This is a genomic window from Polyangium sp. 15x6, assembly GCF_029960785.1.
In the GTDB taxonomy this organism is placed as follows: Bacteria; Myxococcota_A; Polyangia; order Polyangiales; family Polyangiaceae; genus Polyangium.
On the sequence record NZ_JASBQE010000056.1, the window covers coordinates 1 to 17,730 of the forward strand.

The window sequence follows — 17,730 nt, forward strand, 5'->3', positions numbered from 1 at the left end:
GCCGCCGCGCCGTCCCAGCCGCCGCCCGCGACGCCGTTCACGCCCGCCGCGCAGCCGTCCGCGCCGCCTCCGCCTCCGCCCGCGCGTGTCCCGCAGGCCGCGCCCTCGCCGAGCCCCTCACCGCTCGATAGCCCCTGGGCAAACCCGTCCGCGCGTACAGGCGGAGGCGAGAACATCTCGGCGCCGACCGTCGGCAGCATGGCCGCGGGTTTGTCTCCGCCGAGCCCGATCGCCCCCACGGCGACCGCGATGGCCGCCGCGGGCCTCGCCGGCGCGGCTGCCGTCGCTGCGTTCTCCAGCGCCTCGCAGGCCGCGCCCCCGCCGCCCGTCGCCGTCGCGAACGCCGCGACCGTCGGCGCCGCCGCGGCCTCGAACGCGGCCGCCGCCGCGGGCCAGTGGTCCATGCCGAGCGACGGCGCGTCCTCGCCCTCGCCGGCCGTCTCGCCGCGGCCTTACACGCATCGTGGCCCCTCGCGCGACGTCGTCGACCTCATCTGGTACGACCCGAAGGCCGCGCCGAAGATGCGCGAGCACCCGAGCTGGAAGCTCCTGCTCGACAAGAAACCCGAGCCGCGCGACCTCGACTTCGACGACGAGCCGCCGCCCGAGGAGCCGCCCGACGTGCGTGATCGCAAGGACGTCTTCGCCGTGCTCACGCGGGGCGTGACGACCGACGCCGAGGGCATTCAGGAGGCCATCGCCGACGCCGTCGCCGACGACGGCACCTTCACGCCGCCGCTCGTGCTCGTCTCGGCCGAGCTCACCTTCCCCTTCGACGAGCTCGAGACGCTGAAAGCCACGGTCACCGCCGTCTCGCCGCTCATCGCGGGTGACAAGAAGCTCAAGGAGACCGTCGACACGGTGAACGAGCTCTTGAAGACGCCGTGGCTGTCCTCCTCGAGCGGCGTGGCCGAGCGGCTCACGCAGCAGGTGAAGGACGCCTTCGCGCAAGGCAACCGCATGCTGCCGCCGAGCTACCTCGACTCGCACACCGAGCGGATGCTGCTCGAGCAGCGGCACTACCAGAAACGCACGGTCTTCGGCGAGCCCTGGATCCGCAGCGTCCTCGTGCCCGCGGGCTCCCCGTCGGCGATGCCCGCGTACCTGCCCGAGAACCTCACGAAGAAGCTGCCGATGTTCCAGCGCTTCAAGGCGCGCATCGTGGCCGAGGCGCACATGCAGCAGGACGAGTACGAGAACCACCCGGCCGCGCTCAAGGTCGTCGCTCTCGGCCGCGTCGTCAGCTTGCAACGACGTGGCTTCATGCGCTGACGTCAGAGCTTTCCGATCATCGCGTCGAAGCGGAGCCGCCAGACCTCCACGACGGCCTCGGCGAAGATGCTGCGGCTCATCTTGGAGTGGCCCGCGCGCCGATCGACGAACACGATCGGCACCTCGGTCACGCGCAGGTTTTTCCGCAGCGCGCGGTACGTCGTCTCGATCTGAAACGAGTAGCCGTTCGAGCGCAGCGTCTCGATGTCGATCGCGAGCAATGCGCGACGCGTAAAAGCCTTGAAACCCGTGGTCAGGTCGCGGATCGGCACGCCGAGGATGCTCCGCGCGTAGAGCGAACCGCCCTTCGAGAGCACGTGCCGCCCCGGACCCCAGCCGACGACGCCGCCGCCGGGCACGTTGCGCGAGCCGAGCACGACGTCCGCGCCCGCCTCGATCGCCTGGAGAAACGCGGGCAGGTACTTCGGATCGTGCGAGAGGTCGGCGTCCATCTCGACGACGACGTCGTAGCCGAGCTCGAGCGCGCGCCGGAATGCGTCCACATAGGCCGTCCCGAGCCCGAGCTTGCCCGGCCGATGCAGCACGGTCGTGCGAGGGTCCTCGGCGGCGAGCGTGTCGGCGACGGCGCCCGTACCATCGGGCGAGGCGTCGTCCACGACGAGAACGTGCGCATCGGGGACGACCTCGAGCACGGAGCGCACGAAGCGCGGGAGGTTGTCACGCTCGTTGTAGGTCGGCGTGACGACGAGGATCCGCGGGGCCATTCGAGCTCGTGTGCTCCCCGACGCACGGAGAGGCGTGGGGTCATGTAGCAGAAAGGGAGCGTCAGCAGGAAGCCTTGTCGGCTCCAAATCTCGAAGTTACGTTTCGTTGCCCTACCGGATCGTGCGGGCACCGGCGACAGGCGCCAACGGCCCGGCGGAGTAACGAGGCACCATGGCTAGCAAGAACGTCCTCACCTTCACTGAAGCAAATTTCGAGTCCGAGGTCCTGAAGTCCGACGTCCCGGTGCTCGTGGATTTCACCGCCACCTGGTGCGGCCCCTGCAAGGCGCTCGCCCCCATCGTCGACAAGCTCGCCGACGAGTACCAGGGCAAGGTCAAGGTCGGGAAGCTCGACATCGACGAGAACCCGAAGGTCACGGCGAACTACGGCGTCCGCAGCGTGCCCACCGTGATCGTCTTCAAAGGGGGCGCGAAGGCGGGCTCGCACGCGGGGCTGACGAGCAAGGAGAAGCTCGTCGCGCTGCTCGGCGTGTAAGACGAGCCACCGAAACCTGACGAACGTACGAGCGCGGCCCCTCGGAGCACGAGGGGTTCGCGCTCGCGTCTTTTCGCGGCTCCATTTTCCTCGTAGAGCTTGGCTCTCGTGGACGCCGAACTCCGACAAAGCCTGATCGGCCGGGTGCTTTCTGGCGCCCAGGGCGTCCGTTACGAGATCGGCGAGCTCGTCGGCGAAGGTCGAGCCGGCTGGGTCTTCAAGACCACGAGCGAGCACCTCGGCGCGCCGGCCGCCGTGAAGGTGTTTCGGCCCGAGCTCGTGGACGGAGCGGCGTCGATCACGCGGTTCGCCCGCGAGGCGACCTTCCTCCACCGCGCGCTCGCCTCGCTCTCGGATCGCCCGGGGCTCGCGCACGTGCTCGATCACGGCACGATCGACAGCCCTCGCGGCGCGCTGCCGTGTCTCATCCGCGAGTACCTGCCGGGGCAAAACCTCGCGCGCGTGATCGCCGCGCACGGCGGCTTCGGGCTGCCCGCGGCGCGCGCGCGGCGAATCATGGGGCACGTGGCCCGGGGGCTCTTCGCCTCGCACGAGGCGGGCTGCGTGCATCGGGATCTCAAGCCCTCGCACGTGCTCATCGCGCAGGAGCGCGGCCAGGAGACGGCCCGCATCACGGACGGGTTCGTCACGCATCTCGGTCCCCAGGATCCGATGGATCCGCCGAACTTCCTGTACGGCGCGCCCGAGAGCTTCGGGCAGGTGCAGGGGCCGTTCGGGCCCGAGGTGGACGTGTATTCGTTCGCGGCCGTGCTGTACGAGCTCCTCTGCGGGACCGCGGCGTTCGCGCCGAAGTCGGGCGAGCCGAAGCCGAAGGCGATCCTGCGCCTCGTGACGGGCGACCGGCCGCAGCTCGGCCGCGTGCGCGCGACGCTGCCGGCGGAGCTGCGGGACCGGCCGGATCTCGTGGTCGCGCTCGACCGGGAGATCGGCCGCGCGACGAGCACGAATCCGAACCAGCGGCATGGTTCGATCCGCGAGCTCTGGCTCGCGCTGGAGCCGCTCCTGCGAGAAGCGGTGCGGCCGACCGCGAGCGGCGGGAGCACGCCGGACGAGCCCGTGAGCTTCGACTCGGTCTTCCCGCGATCCACCGAGGGCGCGCGCCTCGCCGCCGCGATGCCCGTGCCGCCGCCCTCGGCCGTGCCCGTCGCTGCGCCGATGCCCGCGTGGGAGATGCTCGGCCCCGCGATCGCGGGCGAGCGGCTGCGCGCGGCGATGGTCGTCGAGGAGGGACGCGCGATCGTGGCGCTCGGAACGCGAGGCCTTTATCGGCTCGCGCACGGCGCGTGGTCTCTGGCGCCGCTGCCCGCGGGGATCGACGTGCGGGCCGTGCGAGGTCTGTCGCGGCTCCCCTCGGGCGAGCTTCTTCTCTTCGGAGACGCCGGGCTCGCTGCGGCCCTCTCGCCGCGCGGCGGTCTGCGGCGGATCCCGCTCCCGGAGCGCGAGATCACGCTGCTCGCGGCGCACGCGGACGAGCGGGGGATCGTGCTCGTCGGCGAGCGCGCCTCGCGGCCGGGCGGCGTGGTGATGTTCTTGCCGACCGAAGGCGCGTCGGCGACGCTCGCCGCGCCGGAGAGCGCGCGCTTCGCGGGCGTGACGCGCACGAGCAGCGGACACGTGATCGCGGTCGGCACGCAAGGCACGCTCGTGGAGATCAGCGAGCGCGGCGCGCGTGACGTGCCGTGGGGGCGAACGGGGCACCTTTACGCCGTCTCGGCGGGACCGGGCGGCGTCGCGTACGCGGTGGGCAGCGGGGGACATGCGCTCCGCGTCGAGCCGGGGCACGGCGGCGCGGTGGCGACGCTCGAGAGCGTGCAGACGACGCGGGATCTCGTGGGCGTCGCGGTCGATCCTTCGACGGGCGGCGCGTGGGCCGTGGGCGCGGACGCGCGCTTGCTCGAACGGCAGGAGGGCGGGTGGATCCGTGTCCCGCTCGATCCGTCGGTGACGAGTGGGCTTTTGCTGGTCTGGCCTCGCGCGCCGCGGATCCTCGTGGTCGCCGAGGATGGGTCGGCGTTCTGCTGCTACGCGAGGGGCTGAGCTGAGCGGAGGCGCTCGTCGGAAAGGGAGCCTCTTGTCAAGGGGCTTTCGCTATCGGCAGAGGTTCGTCGTCCAGACCGCCTTGCGGAAGTCGAACGCGACGAAGTCCGCCTTGCCGTCGCCGTCCACGTCGCCCGCGGCGCCGAAGGCCTGGTCCTGGAAGGAGGGGAACCAGATCCCCTGGCCGAGGCCGCCGGCGGCTCCGTAACCTTCCGCGAAGCTCGTCCCGGTCGAGAGGTTGACGTACCAGGCGGCGATCCACTGAAGATAACGAATCGCGTCGGCCTTGCCGTCCTTGTCGATGTCCGCGAAGATCATATCGACGTCTTTGGCCCTGCCTTGCCGTTCGAACCACAACGTGGGCGGCTCGAACGAGCTCCCGGTCGAGCGCGCCACGTGCAAGAAATAGCTCGGATTGAACTCCTCGTTGCCCGAGAAGCTGATGGCGTCGGCCTTGCCGTCGCCGTCCACGTCGGCGAGGAATTGGCCCGCCGAACCTGCGCCGAATCCTTCGATCCAGGGCACGGGCGTCGAAAAGGAGGTCCCTGTCGACAGCGCCACGGACCATCGCCCCGTCTCGTCGTCGAACGACACGGCGTCGGTTTTGCCATCGCCGTTTACATCGGCGGCGAGCGGCCGTCTGTATGGGAACCCGCCCGGGAGTTGCTCGATCCAGATCGAAGGCTCGGCGAACGACGTCCCCGTCGAGCGCGCCACGGACCAGGTGCCCTCCTCCGTGACGGCAATGGCGTCCGCTTTCCCGTCTCCATCCACGTCCCCGACCGCGCCGTCCGCGGCGACGCCGTGGTCCGCGCTCCATACCGAGCCTTCCTCGAACGAGGTGCCGTTCGAGAGCGCGACCTCCCAGGCGACGGGCGCCGCGTCGACGTAATGGAGGACGGCGTCGGCCTTCTTGTCGCCGTCCACGTCGGCGATGTGCCAGCTCTTGTAGCCGCCATCGAAGCTATAGGACCCATCCCAGTCCTTTCCGAAGCCCTCGGCCCACCGGTTTTCGCACCGCGCGCCCGGGTGCATCTTCTCGACGTCGCACCGCATGAGGACCGCCTGTCCGGCGGAGAAGTGGCTCCGGCATCCCTGAAAATAGGACATGAAGTTGCGGACGTCGGGCGTCGATCCGTCGGCGCAATCCACGGCACACGAATTCGCGTCCATCGTACACTGACCTGGAAGCGCGCCGCCCGCGCACGAGAGGAGCGAGTCGCCGACGGGCCCCGGATCGTACGGCGTGTCCGCGACGAGGTCCCCGTTGAGCTTCGGCTCTTCGGGGTAATCGGCGTTCTCATAGCACTCATGCGTGTGGCTCAGGCCGAGGACGTGGCCGATCTCGTGCGTCAGCGTCTCCGGGGCCGAGAAGTCGCCGTTGAGATCGCCGAACATCGCATAGGAGGTGTATACGGTCATCATTGCGCCGCAATGATTCCCTTTGCCGCCATACTTGTTGCCGTTCCCGAAGTCGATCGTGTTCACATAGAGGATCGGGATCGCGTCGTCGGAGAGCGAACGCAGATCGCCCCCGCAGAGGGGGCTCGCGCCATACGGGATGTCGTAGAGCGCGTCGTCCGGGGGGAGCTTCTCCACGTCCACCAGCAGGAACTGAATGTTGGCCGACGCGAAATGCGCATTGAGGATGACCATGTCGAACATGGGCCGGGACGTCGGGACGGCCAGCTCCCCCGCGGCGTTGGTGGCGATCCGCGCGCGGACGCGTAACGTCTTCGGTCCTGCGGACTGGTCCCCGAGGGCATCACGCACCGCGGGGTTCCCGCAGTCGTCGGGCAGGGGCTTCGGAGGATCGGGGAAGGCGTCGGATCCACACGCGGCGACGAGGACCAGCGCGGAACCAAAGAGAAGGAGCGTGCGTGCGAGCATGATTCAGGCCTCTTGTCCTTCCGGACCCGTCTCCTCCTCGCTCGCCGGCTCCTCCGGCTCCGCCACCCGACCCGGACGCCGCCCCGACGGACGCACCTGCCGCGCCAGCGTGTCCTCCTCCACCAGCCGCAAAAGCCCCGACAGGCAACCCGCCGATCGCGCGAACACGTCGTCGTTGTGGGCCATCGCCGTGGCTTTCGCGTCGCTCGCCGCCTGCGCCTCGCGCGCCTCGCGCGCTACGTCCGTAAGGGCTTGCTCGAGTCCCGCGATGGGCCCCGTCAGGTCGGCGATCCATGCAGCCGGGTCGAGCGTCACCCCCTTTCGCCGCGGCTTGGGCCAAGCGCTCGCGGGCCGCCCGAGTTCGTCGACGAGCCGCTTCGCCTTCGCCAGGATCGCCTTCGGCTCGACCTCGGTCTTGCCATCGAGCCCGAGCTCCCGCAGCACCGCCGGGCCGTAAGCCGCTTCGAGGGTGCCGCGAATCTCCACGATCTCGCTCGTCAACCTCGCCGCCGCCTCGTCGCGCCGTTCACGCGGGCCCGCGTCGTCCGAGAGCTCCTTGTCATACGCGTCGCTCTTCTCGACGAGCGCCGCATTCGCCGCGCCGAGCCGCCTTCCAATGAGGTTCGCGACGAGCCCGACGTCGGGCATCACCTCCCCCGGCTTCAAATGCGCCGCGAAGATGGCCTGGAACCTCTGCTGCAACCGCACCGCGTGCGTGTCCGCCGCCGACGCGACGAGCGCGACAGCGCCTTGTCGATCCGTCACCTGCTTTGCCATGCGGCCAGTCCGCACGGGAAGGAGCGCACTGTCAAGAGCGAAGCCGCCGCGCTGGGGCGTTGCCCCAGGCCCCACCAGGGGCTATCCGCCCCTGGACCCGGACCAGCCAGGGGCTGGACCCAGGGTCGATGAACTGCGCGATGCGCAGTTCATCGAACAGGTCGAGGCAAGACCAGGTACGACCCTGCCAATCGAGACCGCCATGATTGGCAACGCTGTCCCTGGTCTTGCCACCGGCCGTTGGAAGAACTGCGCATCGCGCAGTTCTTCCACCACGAGTCCAGCGCTTGCGCTGGTCCGGGTCGAGGGGCGGATAGCCCCCGCGGGGTCCGGGGCGGCGCCCCGGCGAAACGCCTCCTTCTGCCCTGGGAACACGCCCTCCGACATGCGAGAGTGCGGTTATGGTCTGCTCCGAACGACTCCATGCGCGCGCGCTTCTCGCGGGGATGCTCCTGATGGCGCCTGCCTCGTGCGCCTCTTCTCCCGGACCTGTCGTCCTATTGAGTGTCACGCATCCTGGAACGCCGCCGGAACCGTGCAAGGACAACACGGAGAACGCCTTTACGCTCCGCCCTGTCGACGGCCCGGGTATGGATACGTGGGTGATGCCACGCGTCACCCTGGGCGGGGACCACGTCAAACTCCTCGCCGTGGGCGGTGACGACCGCATCACGCCTGGCATCGGCTACTTTGCGACGCGTGACGGCAAGCGCATGTTCACCTTAGGCCACGGGCTATTCGTGTGGGATGTGGCCGACTTGACGCTCCGTCGCGTGATTGATCTCCCGCCGTATGCCGAACTGAGTCCCCTCATGATCACGCCGGACGGGCGCACGGGGATCTTCAAAATAAAGACAGGGTTTCGCCGCGTCGACCTCATGAGCGGAGAAGGAACCGACGAAGACAAAGACGCGGTGTGGACGCTGCCGCTCATTAATGATAAGCTTTCCAATTATCCGCAGCCACCGATCACCAAATTCCCTCGCCCCGCGCTCGATGGATATGTGAGTTACGAGTGGAACTTCACGAGCGTCTTCCGATTCGCCGAGGTGCACCCCAAGGCGCTGACCAAGGTCCTGAACTCTCAAAAACCTCCGGCGCCGCGAGCGTGGCTTTTCCCCGATGGGGAGCGGTGGCTCAGCCTGCAAGGATTCAACTATTCCCCCGAGGTCGAGGTCGATCGCGTTTGGGCGAAGACGACCTGGGTTGCCGACCGCTGGGAGCTCTCCGTGAATCCTCTCTCAACCGATGCTTCCACCGGACCCATCCGGCTGGTCGTGAACGGGAGATCGGCGCTCCTCGACGTGGCGCCAAGTGCGAATGGTCGCGCTCTCGCGGCCCTGACCACGGGCGTCCGCGTGTGGTCCACGGACACGGGCGAGCTTTTGGGCGAAGTCGCCGACGTGGGAGGTGCGGACAAGGTCGCGCTCTCCCCGGACGGAAGCGCCGCCGTGACATGGTTTTCCCGGCATTTCGAAGAAGCTTTGTCCCGTGGGCTGCCGAGCGACCTCAAATACAAAGCGTCCGCCGGTTTCGTTACCGTCTGGGATGTGCGCTCCGGAAAGCAGCGCTGGCGGAAGAACCAGGGCTTCTTTCGTGACATGGAATTCACGGGGTCCGGGCGTTATCTCTTCCAGACGATTGAACAGAACATTGCCATTGTCGACGCGAGCACAGGTCGCGAAAAATTCAGGCCGGATGTCCTCATCCATAGTGTTCTTCCGGGCTCGGATATTCTCGTGACGAGGGCCGACGCCAGAGAACGCCTTGGCTTGTTGTCCATCGACACGCAGTCCTACTTGACGAGCGCTCCCGGGGGCGAGGTTTTTGCCCTGCTTCCAGGGGCCACGCACTTCGTCGCGACACACAGCAAGGGCAACGGCACAAGAATGCTCGGCGATGGGAAATGCGTAAAGCTGAGGGTTCCAGAGAACGCCCCAATAACTTTCGTGAAACATTGGACGGGCAACGAATCACTCTCGGCCGAGATTAAAATCGGAGAATTTACGATGAACTCGTGGGGGAGGAAACCCAGCTCCCTCGCGGTCTGGCGGGCAAACGATGGTGTCTTGACGACCCTGCTGAGAACCGCAGGCGGAGGCAAGTTCTTCTATAACCATTCAAATGATATTCCCCCAGAATTCGAGTACCGTTCATCCCAAAAGCCGGGGGGCTACTTCCCGATGGATCCCATCACCGGAGGAGTAGGCCCCTTTCGCCATGCCGAGGAGAAAAATTACGCCGCCGAACACACGACCAAGGTAAGCGTGAAGCTCGAGGATGCAGGCCCTCCCGTGCCGATGGAAGCGTTGACGAGCTCCGTGACCAAGACGCGGAGGGGTACCCTCGCCCTGATAAGGGGATCATCCGACCAGTTCTGGGTATTGAATCAGTCCGATGGGCATGCGGTGAAACTCTCCGGGCACTGGCCTCGTTTCGGATGGTTCTGGAAGACGCAGTTTTCGCCCAGCGGCAATCTCATAGCTGTCGTGCCCACGTTTCCCTGGGAAGAGAGCCAGAGGTTGCTCATTTACGATACGCGGACAGGTGCGTTGCTCGCCGAAATGGACTTCGGCCCGCGTTTCGATCAAGCGGAGATGATCGCGTTCGCCGATCCAGCTCGCGAGCTTCTCGTTTACACGCAGCGGGGCGCTCTCTTTCGCTTTTCCCTCGACGAGTCGTTTCCGCCTTGACATCGGAGAAGCCCCTCGCCCCTCTCCTCCCCGAGAAGATCCCCCCTCGCCGCGGGAAACACCCTTCCACCTCACAGGATCCCACCCCCCGCCCGCGCCCCCTCCCTTCCCTCTCGCGCCCGACACCCCCTCGCCCCGCCCGCCTCGGCTGCCACTCGCTCTCCGAGCCCCCTTGCCCTCCTGAGCTCCCCTCCCGCCCCCTCACGTCCGACCGTAACGTTCGCCACACTACTGTCGCTTGACCCTGCGAAGCCCTCTGACTACGTATCGCGCCGTTCAACACTTTTTCCAGGAGTCTCCGATGGCGACGAGGATTGCAATCAACGGGTTCGGCCGGATCGGTCGCTGCATCGTGCGCGCGCTCGTCGAGCGCGGCGAGAAGGATCTCGAGATCGTGGCGATCAACGATCTCACGGACGCCGGCACGCTCGCGCACCTCTTGCGCTTCGACTCCATCCATCGCGAGTTCCGCGCCGCGAAGGTGAGCCATGGCGACGGCTACATCGCGCTCGACGACAAGCGCATCCAGGTCCTCGCGAAGAAGGACCCTGCGGAGCTGCCGTGGAAGGACCTCGGCGTCGACGTCGTCCTCGAGTGCACGGGCCTCTTCACCGACAAGTCGAAGGCCATCGCGCACCAGAACGCGGGCGCCAAGCGCGTCATCATCAGCGCGCCTGCCAAGGGCCACGACCTCACCGTCGTCATGGGCGTCAACGAGGACAAGTACGATCCGGCCAAGCACAGCGTCATCTCGTGCGGCTCGTGCACGACGAACTGCCTCGCGCCGGTCGCGAAGGTCATCCTCGACAACTTCGGGATCGTGCGTGGCCTCATGACCACGATCCACTCGTACACGAACGACCAGCACATCCTCGATCTCCCGCACCGCAAGGGTGATCTGCGACGCGCGCGCGCGGCGGCGGTGAACATGGTGCCCTCGTCGACGGGCGCGGCGAAGGCGCTGAGCGAGGTCATCCCGGAGCTCAAGGGCAAGTTCGACGGCCAGGCGATCCGCGTCCCGACGGTCGACGTCTCGCTCGTGGATCTCACGGTCGAGACGGAGAAGCCGCTCTCGAAGGACGCGATCCACGACGCGATGAAGCGCGCGGCCGAGGGCCCGATGAAGGGCATCCTCGAGTACACCGAGCTCCAGCTCGTCTCGGGCGACTACATCGGCAACCCGCACTCGAGCATCTTCGACGCCACGCTCACGCAGCACATCGGCGACAGGTTCGCGAAGATCTTCTCCTGGTACGACAACGAGTGGGGCTTCTCGAACCGCATGATCGACTTGGCCAAGCTCATGGCCAAGAAGGGCGTGTGAGGCCATGAAGCTCACCGGCATCCGCTCGATCGAGGACCTCGCCAAGGATTCCGGACTCGCGAACAAGCGCGTCTTCATCCGCGTCGACTTCAACGTCCCGCTCGACAAGAAGACGGGCGCGATCACCGACGACGCGCGCATCCGCGAGTCGATCCCGACGATCAAGCTCGCCGTCGACGCGGGCGCGAAGGTCATCCTCGCCTCGCACCTCGGCCGTCCGAAGCCGGGCAAGCACGAGGGCTGTTCCCTCGAGCCCGCCGGCGCGCGCCTCGCGGAGCTCACGGGGTACGAGGTGCACCTGACCGACGACTGCGTCGGCGACGGCCCGAAGAAGGTCACGCACGACCTGCGCGCCGGCCAGGTCTGCCTGCTCGAGAATCTCCGCTTCCACGAGGAAGAGGAGAAGGACGACGAGAACTTCGCGCGTCAGCTCGCCGAGCTCTGCGACGTCTACGTCGACGACGCGTTCGGCGCGGCGCACCGCGCCCACGCCTCCGTGCACGCGCTGCCTCGCATGATCCGCGATCGCGCCGCGGGCCTGCTCATGTTGAAGGAGCTGCGCTCGCTCGCTCGGCTGCTCGATCGTCCCGAGAAGCCGTACGTCGCGGTGCTCGGCGGCGCGAAGGTCTCGGACAAGATCGCCGTCGTCGAGTCGCTGCTCAACGTCGTCGACACGCTCTGCATCGGCGGCGCCATGGCGAACACGTTCCTCGCGGCGCAAGGCAAGAAGGTCGCGGCGAGCAAGATCGAGGACGACAAACTCCCGCTCGCCCGCACGATCCTGCACAAGGCGCGTGAGCGCGGCGCCACGGTGCTTTTGCCCGTCGACGTCGTCGTGGCCAAGAGCCTCGACGCGGCGAGCGGCACGGCCGTGAGCGTGGACGCGATCCCCGACGGCACCATGGCGCTCGACATCGGCCCGAAGACGGTCGAGCTCTTCGGGAACGCCATCCAGCGCGCGAAGACCGTCTTCTGGAACGGCCCGATGGGCCTCTTCGAGTCGAAGGCGTTCTCGAGCGGCACCTTCGAGCTCGCCCGCATCATGAGCCGCGCCGAGGGCTTCACCGTCGTCGGCGGCGGCGACAGCGCGGCGGCCGTTCGTGCGGCGGGCGAGGAGATCGCGAAGGGCATGGATCACATCTCGACCGGCGGCGGCGCAGCGCTCGAGCTCATCGAGGGCCGCAAGCTGCCGGGCGTCGAGGCGCTTCGTTCGGCCGTGGCGGAGGAAGCGTCGTGAACATCGCGCGCCGCCCCCTCATCGCGGGCAACTGGAAGATGAACGCCGGCGGCCAGGATGCATGCAGCCTGGCCACCGGCGTGGTCGAGGCGGCGCGTCGCTCGGCCCGCGTCGACGTCGTGATCTGCCCGCCGTTCACGGCGCTCGCCGCGGCCGCGCACGAGCTCTGGGAGGCGAAGAGCGCGGTCATGCTCGGCGCGCAGAACATGCACCCCGAGCCCGCCGGCGCCTTCACCGGCGAGATCAGCGCGCCGATGCTCAAGGACTCCGGAGCGACCTGGGTCATCCTCGGGCACAGCGAGCGCCGGCAGCTCTTCGGCGAGACGGACGAGTTCATCGCGCGAAAAATCGCCGCCGCGATCCGCGCCGAGCTCCACCCGATCGCCTGCGTGGGCGAGACCCTGGAGGAGCGCGAGGCTGGAAAGACGCTCGAGGTCGTCGAGCGCCAGACGCGCGCCTTCCTCGAGGAGCTCGGCAAGCGCCCTGGCTTCGGGGTCATCGCTTACGAGCCGGTCTGGGCGATCGGAACGGGCAAGGTCGCCCGTCCCGAGGACGCGCAGGAGGTCCACGCGAAGATCCGCGAACTCTGCGCCAGCTTCTCGGAGGAGCTCGCCACCTCCACGCGCATCCTCTACGGCGGCAGCGTGAAGGCTGACAATGCCGAGGGCCTCCTCGGCCAGGCGGACGTCGACGGTGCCCTCGTCGGCGGCGCCTCCCTCGATGCGTCTGGCTTCGGCAAGATCATCGACAGCGCCGAGCGGCTGGCGGAAGCCGCTGAACGAGGGTAGAACGTCGCCGTGCGCCGATGCTGACCACTCTGCTCAACGTCATCCACGTCATCGTCTGTATCTTCCTGATCCTCGTGGTGCTCCTGCAGCAGGGCCGCGGCGGAGGCCTCGGCTCGTCGTTCGGCGGCGGCGCGCAGGTCTTCGGCGGCCGCGGCGCGGGCAACTTCATGACGCGCCTCACCGCGATCTGCGCCGCGATCTTCATGCTCACCAGCATGTCCCTCGCGTATCTGTCCTCGGCGGGTGATCGCGAGCTCAAGCAGTTCGAGAGCACGCAGCAGAAGTAATTCCGCGCCCGAGGCGGATCCACTTGCCCGCGTTGCTAGAGAGGCGCGATCTCGGCCTCGTTGCGCTCGTCAAGGTGATCGCGGCGGCGATCGTGATCGCCACGGGCTTCCGCGCCGTCAGCGACGACGACTTCGCGCGGGTCGTCATCGCGCAAGACTTCGCCCACACGCCGAAGCTCGATCCGACCGGCACGAGCTGGCTGCCCTTCCCGTTCTGGATCACGGGCGCCGCCATGCTCGGCGCGGGACGTACGCTCCTCGTCGCGCGCGTCACGGCGTTCGTCCTCGGCGTCCTCTCGGCGGTGCTCGTCGCGCTCGCGGCCGAGCGCCTCACGAAGAACAGAACCGCCGCCCTCCTCGGCGCCGTCCTCGCGGCTGTCTTCCCGTGGAGCGCGCGCCTCGGCGTCGCCACCGTCCCCGAGCTCCCCACCGCCGCGCTCGCCCTCTTCGCGATGGCTTCCCTCGTCGGCCCACGCGAACCTCGCGCGCGCCTCTTCGGCGGCCTCGCGCTCCTCGGCGCCACCCTCTCTCGTTACGACGTCTGGCCCATCGCGGCCGCGTTTGCCGCGCTCACCGGCCTCGACGCTCTCCGTGATCGCGAACGCTCCGGCAAACACCGCGCCCTCTTCATCCTCGCGGCGGCCCTCGCGCTCCTCGGCCCTCTGCTCTGGGTCCTCTGGAACCACGTCGCCCGCGGCAGCGCCCTCGACTTCCTCGATCGCGTCGCCGCCTATCGCCGCGCCCTCGGCGGCGAGGACGACGCTCCTCTCGCGCGCCTCTTCGCCTACCCGCTCGCGATGGCCCGCCACGAGCCCGAGCTCTTCAGCGCGCTCGCCGTTCTCCTCGCCCTCGCCGCGCTCCCCTCGCTCCGCGCGCCGGCCCGCGAAGCCCTCCGCCCGTATGCGCGCCCGCTCGCCCTTGCTCTCTTCCAGCTCGTCACCCTCTCGGCGGCGCTCGTCAAGGACGGCGCCCCGACCCATCACCCCGAGCGTGCCCTCCTCGTCGGCCTCCTCCTCTGCGCGCTCCTCGTCGGTGACCTCGCGGCCACGTTGCTCCCGCGCGCCAGCCGCGACGCTCGCCTCGGCGCCGGCGCTGCGGCCATCGCGCTCCTCGTCTTCAGCCTCGTCATCGTCCGCCGCTGGTTCCGCGGCGAGGACTTCATCCCGCGCACGGACGAGGTCGCCATCGGCGCCGCCGCGCGCGCCCTCGTCCCCCCGGGCGAGCGTATCCTCGTCGAGGTCCGCGATTATGGCCATTTCGCCATCACCGCCGCCCTCGGCCGCCCCGAGGACGTCGTCCTCGATCGCGACCTCGACCCTCGCAAACCCGCCTCCGTCTCCACCTTCGACGCCCCCGACGGCCTGCCGCGCCGCCTCGCCGAAGCCCACGCGCGCTTCCTCCTCGGGCGCATGGAAAGCCCTGCGGCGGCCGTCCTCGGCCCGCCGCGCGCCGTGCACGGCCCGTTCGGGCTCTGGGAGCAAGGGAGCCGCTGATTGATGCAAGCTCCTTTCGTGCACCCCTCCTCCTATGTCGACGAGCCTTCCTCCATTGGCGAAGGCACGCGCATCTGGCATTTCTGCCACATCATGCCGGGCGCCCGGATTGGCAAGCGCTGCGTGCTCGGCCAGGGTGTCTTCGTCGCGAGCGGCGTCATCGTCGGGGACGACGTGCGGATCCAGAACAACGTCTCCCTGTACGAGGGCACGATCGTCGAGGATTCGGTCTTCCTCGGCCCCTCGTGCGTCCTGACGAACGTCACGAACCCCCGCGCCGAGATCGATCGCCGCGGCCTCTATGAAAAGACCTTGATCCGCCGCGGCGCGACGATCGGCGCGAATGCGACGATCCTGTGCGGCACCACCATCGGCCGTCATGCCTTCGTCGGCGCGGGCGCGCTCGTCACGCGCGACGTCCCCGATTATGCGCTCATGACGGGCGTCCCTGCGCGACGCACGGGGAGCATGAGCCGGCACGGGCAGAAGCTCGGGCGCCCTGGGCCCGATGGGATCATGGTTTGTCCGGAGAGCGGATATCGATACCGGATCGAGGAGGGGCTCGTCCGTTGCCTGGATCTTCCCGAGGATGCGCCGCTGCCGTCGGGCGGGCGCGACCTCGGGAAGCCTTACGTGCGATCGTGAGGGGGTGAGGGCGTCTCGGGGCTATTTGCTGCCGCCGCCGAGGCCCTTGCCGAGACCTTTGAAGAAATCGTCCACGACGTTCTGGAAGCCCTTCATGCCGGCGCCTGCGACGCAGCCCATGGCTTCGCCGCAGGTCTTGGCCTCGTCGACGCACTCGATGCCCTTGTCGACCGGCTCGTCGCCGGCGACCTTGCGCCACTGCTCCACATCCTCGACGCACCGGTCGAGGTCGTCCTTCGTCCCGTTCTTTTCGCCGCAGAGATCGGCGATACGCACGCAGGCAGCGCGCTCGGGCTTCTTCATGTAGGCGAACGCCGCCACGCCGGCGCCGCCGCAAACACCAAGTGCGAGAACGACCGCGAGAGTTTTGCTCATTTGGTTCTCCGGGAGAGCAGGGTCTTTTTGCGCACGGTCCTGGTAGACGTCAAGCGGACGGGGACCGATTTTCCTTCGATTGCGACTTCCATCTCGGCAGGAAAACTCTACCTTGACAAGACGATTTCAATTGGGCTCGAAGAACCCGAGGTACCGCAGATCCGCGCACTCCTGGGCGCCGGACGTGTTGCCGAGGACGTAGAATGGGTTGTTCGTCGGGACGGGGGGCTGCGCCGGCCCCGAGAAGGTGCCGCCCCCGGACACGCGCAGCCATTGTTCGGTCGCCGAATGAATCGCCTCGACCTCGATCACCTGCTCCCGCGTCCACGTGAGCGCCGCGGAGTCGAGCTCGATCTTGTTGATGCGAAACACGATTTTCCCGTCCGTGAGCCGGAAATACAGGCGGTTGTCGCCATTGATGTACAGCAGGTCGTGCTCGTTCTCCGCGTTCTCGGAGGTCGCATAGTTCGGGGCGAATCGAATCCGGACATGGAAGTAGCCTCCCGGCGCGACCACCGGCGGGGCGATGACCGAGAGCACATCGGCGTCCCGGGTCCGCTCCGTGGCCTGCGTCGGGATGTAACTCGACGGGTACTTCGGGCCCTTGTCGTTCCCCAGGGTCTCCTGCTGCGCGCCGTAGGCCAGGGTCTTGGTCTGCGCGCTGATCGCCGGCGGCATCCCTTCGGGGCCCACGCGCGTCTCGAGGAGGAAATACCCCGAGGATGCGCCGACCTCGTACCGCTTCCAGTTCGCGCCGTCGTCGACCGTGACCCAGTTCCACTTCGCGTCCCCCACGACGAAATTCGAGAACGGCCCCGAGTCTCCCACGCCCTTCAACCAGGCGGTCGCATACCCTGCCGGCGGGCTCGCATAATACGATTGCTGGCTCCCCGCCGAGGTGAACTCGGACGCGGCAATCCCGCCGGCAGGATCGAGTTGCGCCGGCAGGTGCGCCATCGCCGCCGCGGGGACGGACCACCCGCCGCCAACGATCGCGCTCCACGAGTCGCTGTTCCTGATCTTGTTCTTTCGCACGCTCTCCACGCTGAGCCCCCAGCCTGGCCCTACGTTCCTCGGACGCGCGGCGTCCGCAAGGTAGGGGCGCTTCAGGCTGTGCGGCCCCACCTGCGAGGTCCTGTCGCCCGTGCCGCACTGAATTTTGAGCCAATCGCTCGGCAATGTGTAAACCGGCACAATGCCCGCCGGAGGCGCCGTCGCCTCCCATTCTTTGATGGCAATCGGCCCCCCGCCGCCCATTCCACCGACGCCGCCCATTCCGCCGACGCCGCCCATTCCACCGACCTCGACGCCGCCCGTCCCACCGACGCCGCCCATTCCGCCGACGCTCCCCGTCCCACCGACGCCGCCGACGCCCCCCGTCCCGTCGCCTCCGCTCCCGCTCGTCGACGAGCTCGAGCTCGACGGCCCTTGCCCCGGCGGCAGGGACCCCAGCTGATCGAGACACCCGCCGAGCAAGGCGCCCGTCACGAGCGCAGCGATGCCGGAAATCCCAAGAGAAGCAAGGCCGCGACGCCCGCGGCAAGACGCACGTTCCATGACCCGTGATCCTCGGCGGAACACGGCCCGGCGTCAACGAACGCGCGGCGACATCTCGCGCCCCGGCTCCCGATCGTTCTGCGATACACTGGCGCCACTCCCGCACGCCCGGA

The 17,730-nt window shown here is 68.2% G+C and carries 15 protein-coding genes and 1 pseudogene; 10 read left to right on the forward strand and 6 right to left on the reverse strand.

What is annotated here, in order from left to right:
- A pseudogene (locus QHF83_RS32710) lies at positions 1–404 on the reverse strand (hypothetical protein); the annotation flags it as partial.
- Between QHF83_RS32710 and QHF83_RS32715 the strand changes: the two are divergent.
- Positions 403–1,272, forward strand: coding sequence for a hypothetical protein (locus QHF83_RS32715; protein WP_282421924.1), 870 nt, complete (start codon positions 403–405; stop codon positions 1,270–1,272). The pseudogene QHF83_RS32710 and the gene QHF83_RS32715 sit on opposite strands and share 2 nt — an antisense overlap.
- A 2-nt stretch (positions 1,273–1,274) precedes the next feature.
- On the opposite strand, the gene QHF83_RS32720 is transcribed toward QHF83_RS32715, so the two are convergent.
- Complete coding sequence (locus tag QHF83_RS32720) at positions 1,275–1,997, reverse strand: polyprenol monophosphomannose synthase (RefSeq protein WP_282421925.1); 723 nt, start codon at positions 1,995–1,997, stop codon at positions 1,275–1,277.
- Between the two features lie 172 nt (positions 1,998–2,169).
- Between QHF83_RS32720 and trxA the strand changes: the two genes are divergently transcribed.
- The gene (gene trxA / locus QHF83_RS32725; RefSeq protein WP_282421926.1) at positions 2,170–2,493 is read left to right on the forward strand and encodes a thioredoxin; all 324 of its coding nucleotides are present in this window, start codon (positions 2,170–2,172) and stop codon (positions 2,491–2,493) included.
- 108 nt (positions 2,494–2,601) lie between these two features.
- Complete coding sequence (locus QHF83_RS32730) at positions 2,602–4,551, forward strand: serine/threonine-protein kinase (protein WP_282421927.1); 1,950 nt, start codon at positions 2,602–2,604, stop codon at positions 4,549–4,551.
- A 51-nt stretch (positions 4,552–4,602) separates the two neighbouring features.
- Here the strand turns inward: QHF83_RS32730 and QHF83_RS32735 are convergent, their stop codons facing one another.
- Complete coding sequence (locus tag QHF83_RS32735) at positions 4,603–6,441, reverse strand: FG-GAP-like repeat-containing protein (RefSeq protein WP_282421928.1); 1,839 nt, start codon at positions 6,439–6,441, stop codon at positions 4,603–4,605.
- Between the two features lie 3 nt (positions 6,442–6,444).
- Positions 6,445–7,218, reverse strand: a complete 774-nt coding sequence (locus QHF83_RS32740) for a hypothetical protein (RefSeq protein WP_282421929.1) — start codon at positions 7,216–7,218, stop codon at positions 6,445–6,447.
- 605 nt (positions 7,219–7,823) lie between these two features.
- Between QHF83_RS32740 and QHF83_RS32745 the strand changes: the two genes are divergently transcribed.
- The 7 genes from QHF83_RS32745 (at position 7,824) to QHF83_RS32775 (ending at position 15,685) form a co-directional block, all read left to right on the forward strand.
- Complete coding sequence (locus QHF83_RS32745) at positions 7,824–9,911, forward strand: hypothetical protein (RefSeq protein WP_282421930.1); 2,088 nt, start codon at positions 7,824–7,826, stop codon at positions 9,909–9,911.
- Between the two features lie 301 nt (positions 9,912–10,212).
- On the forward strand, positions 10,213–11,235 hold the full coding sequence (gap, locus tag QHF83_RS32750) for a type I glyceraldehyde-3-phosphate dehydrogenase (protein WP_282421931.1): 1,023 nt from the start codon (positions 10,213–10,215) through the stop codon (positions 11,233–11,235).
- Positions 11,236–11,239: 4 nt separating this feature from the next.
- Positions 11,240–12,472 (forward strand): phosphoglycerate kinase, encoded by a 1,233-nt coding sequence (locus QHF83_RS32755; RefSeq protein WP_282421932.1) that lies wholly within the window; start codon positions 11,240–11,242, stop codon positions 12,470–12,472.
- Positions 12,473–12,474: 2 nt separating this feature from the next.
- The gene (gene tpiA / locus QHF83_RS32760; protein WP_348980493.1) at positions 12,475–13,260 is read left to right on the forward strand and encodes a triose-phosphate isomerase; all 786 of its coding nucleotides are present in this window, start codon (positions 12,475–12,477) and stop codon (positions 13,258–13,260) included.
- A 17-nt stretch (positions 13,261–13,277) separates the two neighbouring features.
- A complete protein-coding gene (secG, locus tag QHF83_RS32765) occupies positions 13,278–13,547 on the forward strand; it encodes a preprotein translocase subunit SecG (protein ID WP_282421934.1) in 270 nt (89 codons plus the stop codon).
- Positions 13,548–13,579: 32 nt separating this feature from the next.
- Entirely contained in the window at positions 13,580–15,040 is a 1,461-nt protein-coding gene (locus tag QHF83_RS32770) for a glycosyltransferase family 39 protein (protein ID WP_282421935.1), read from the forward strand.
- Positions 15,041–15,043: 3 nt separating this feature from the next.
- Positions 15,044–15,685, forward strand: coding sequence for an acyltransferase (locus tag QHF83_RS32775; protein ID WP_348980492.1), 642 nt, complete (start codon positions 15,044–15,046; stop codon positions 15,683–15,685).
- Between the two features lie 21 nt (positions 15,686–15,706).
- Here the strand turns inward: QHF83_RS32775 and QHF83_RS32780 are convergent, their stop codons facing one another.
- Together QHF83_RS32780 and QHF83_RS32785 are read right to left on the reverse strand one after the other, a co-directional pair.
- The gene (locus tag QHF83_RS32780) at positions 15,707–16,060 is read right to left on the reverse strand and encodes a hypothetical protein (RefSeq protein WP_282421937.1); all 354 of its coding nucleotides are present in this window, start codon (positions 16,058–16,060) and stop codon (positions 15,707–15,709) included.
- Between the two features lie 126 nt (positions 16,061–16,186).
- On the reverse strand, positions 16,187–17,617 hold the full coding sequence (locus QHF83_RS32785) for a hypothetical protein (protein ID WP_282421938.1): 1,431 nt from the start codon (positions 17,615–17,617) through the stop codon (positions 16,187–16,189).
- Between the last annotated feature and the right edge of the window lie 113 nt (positions 17,618–17,730).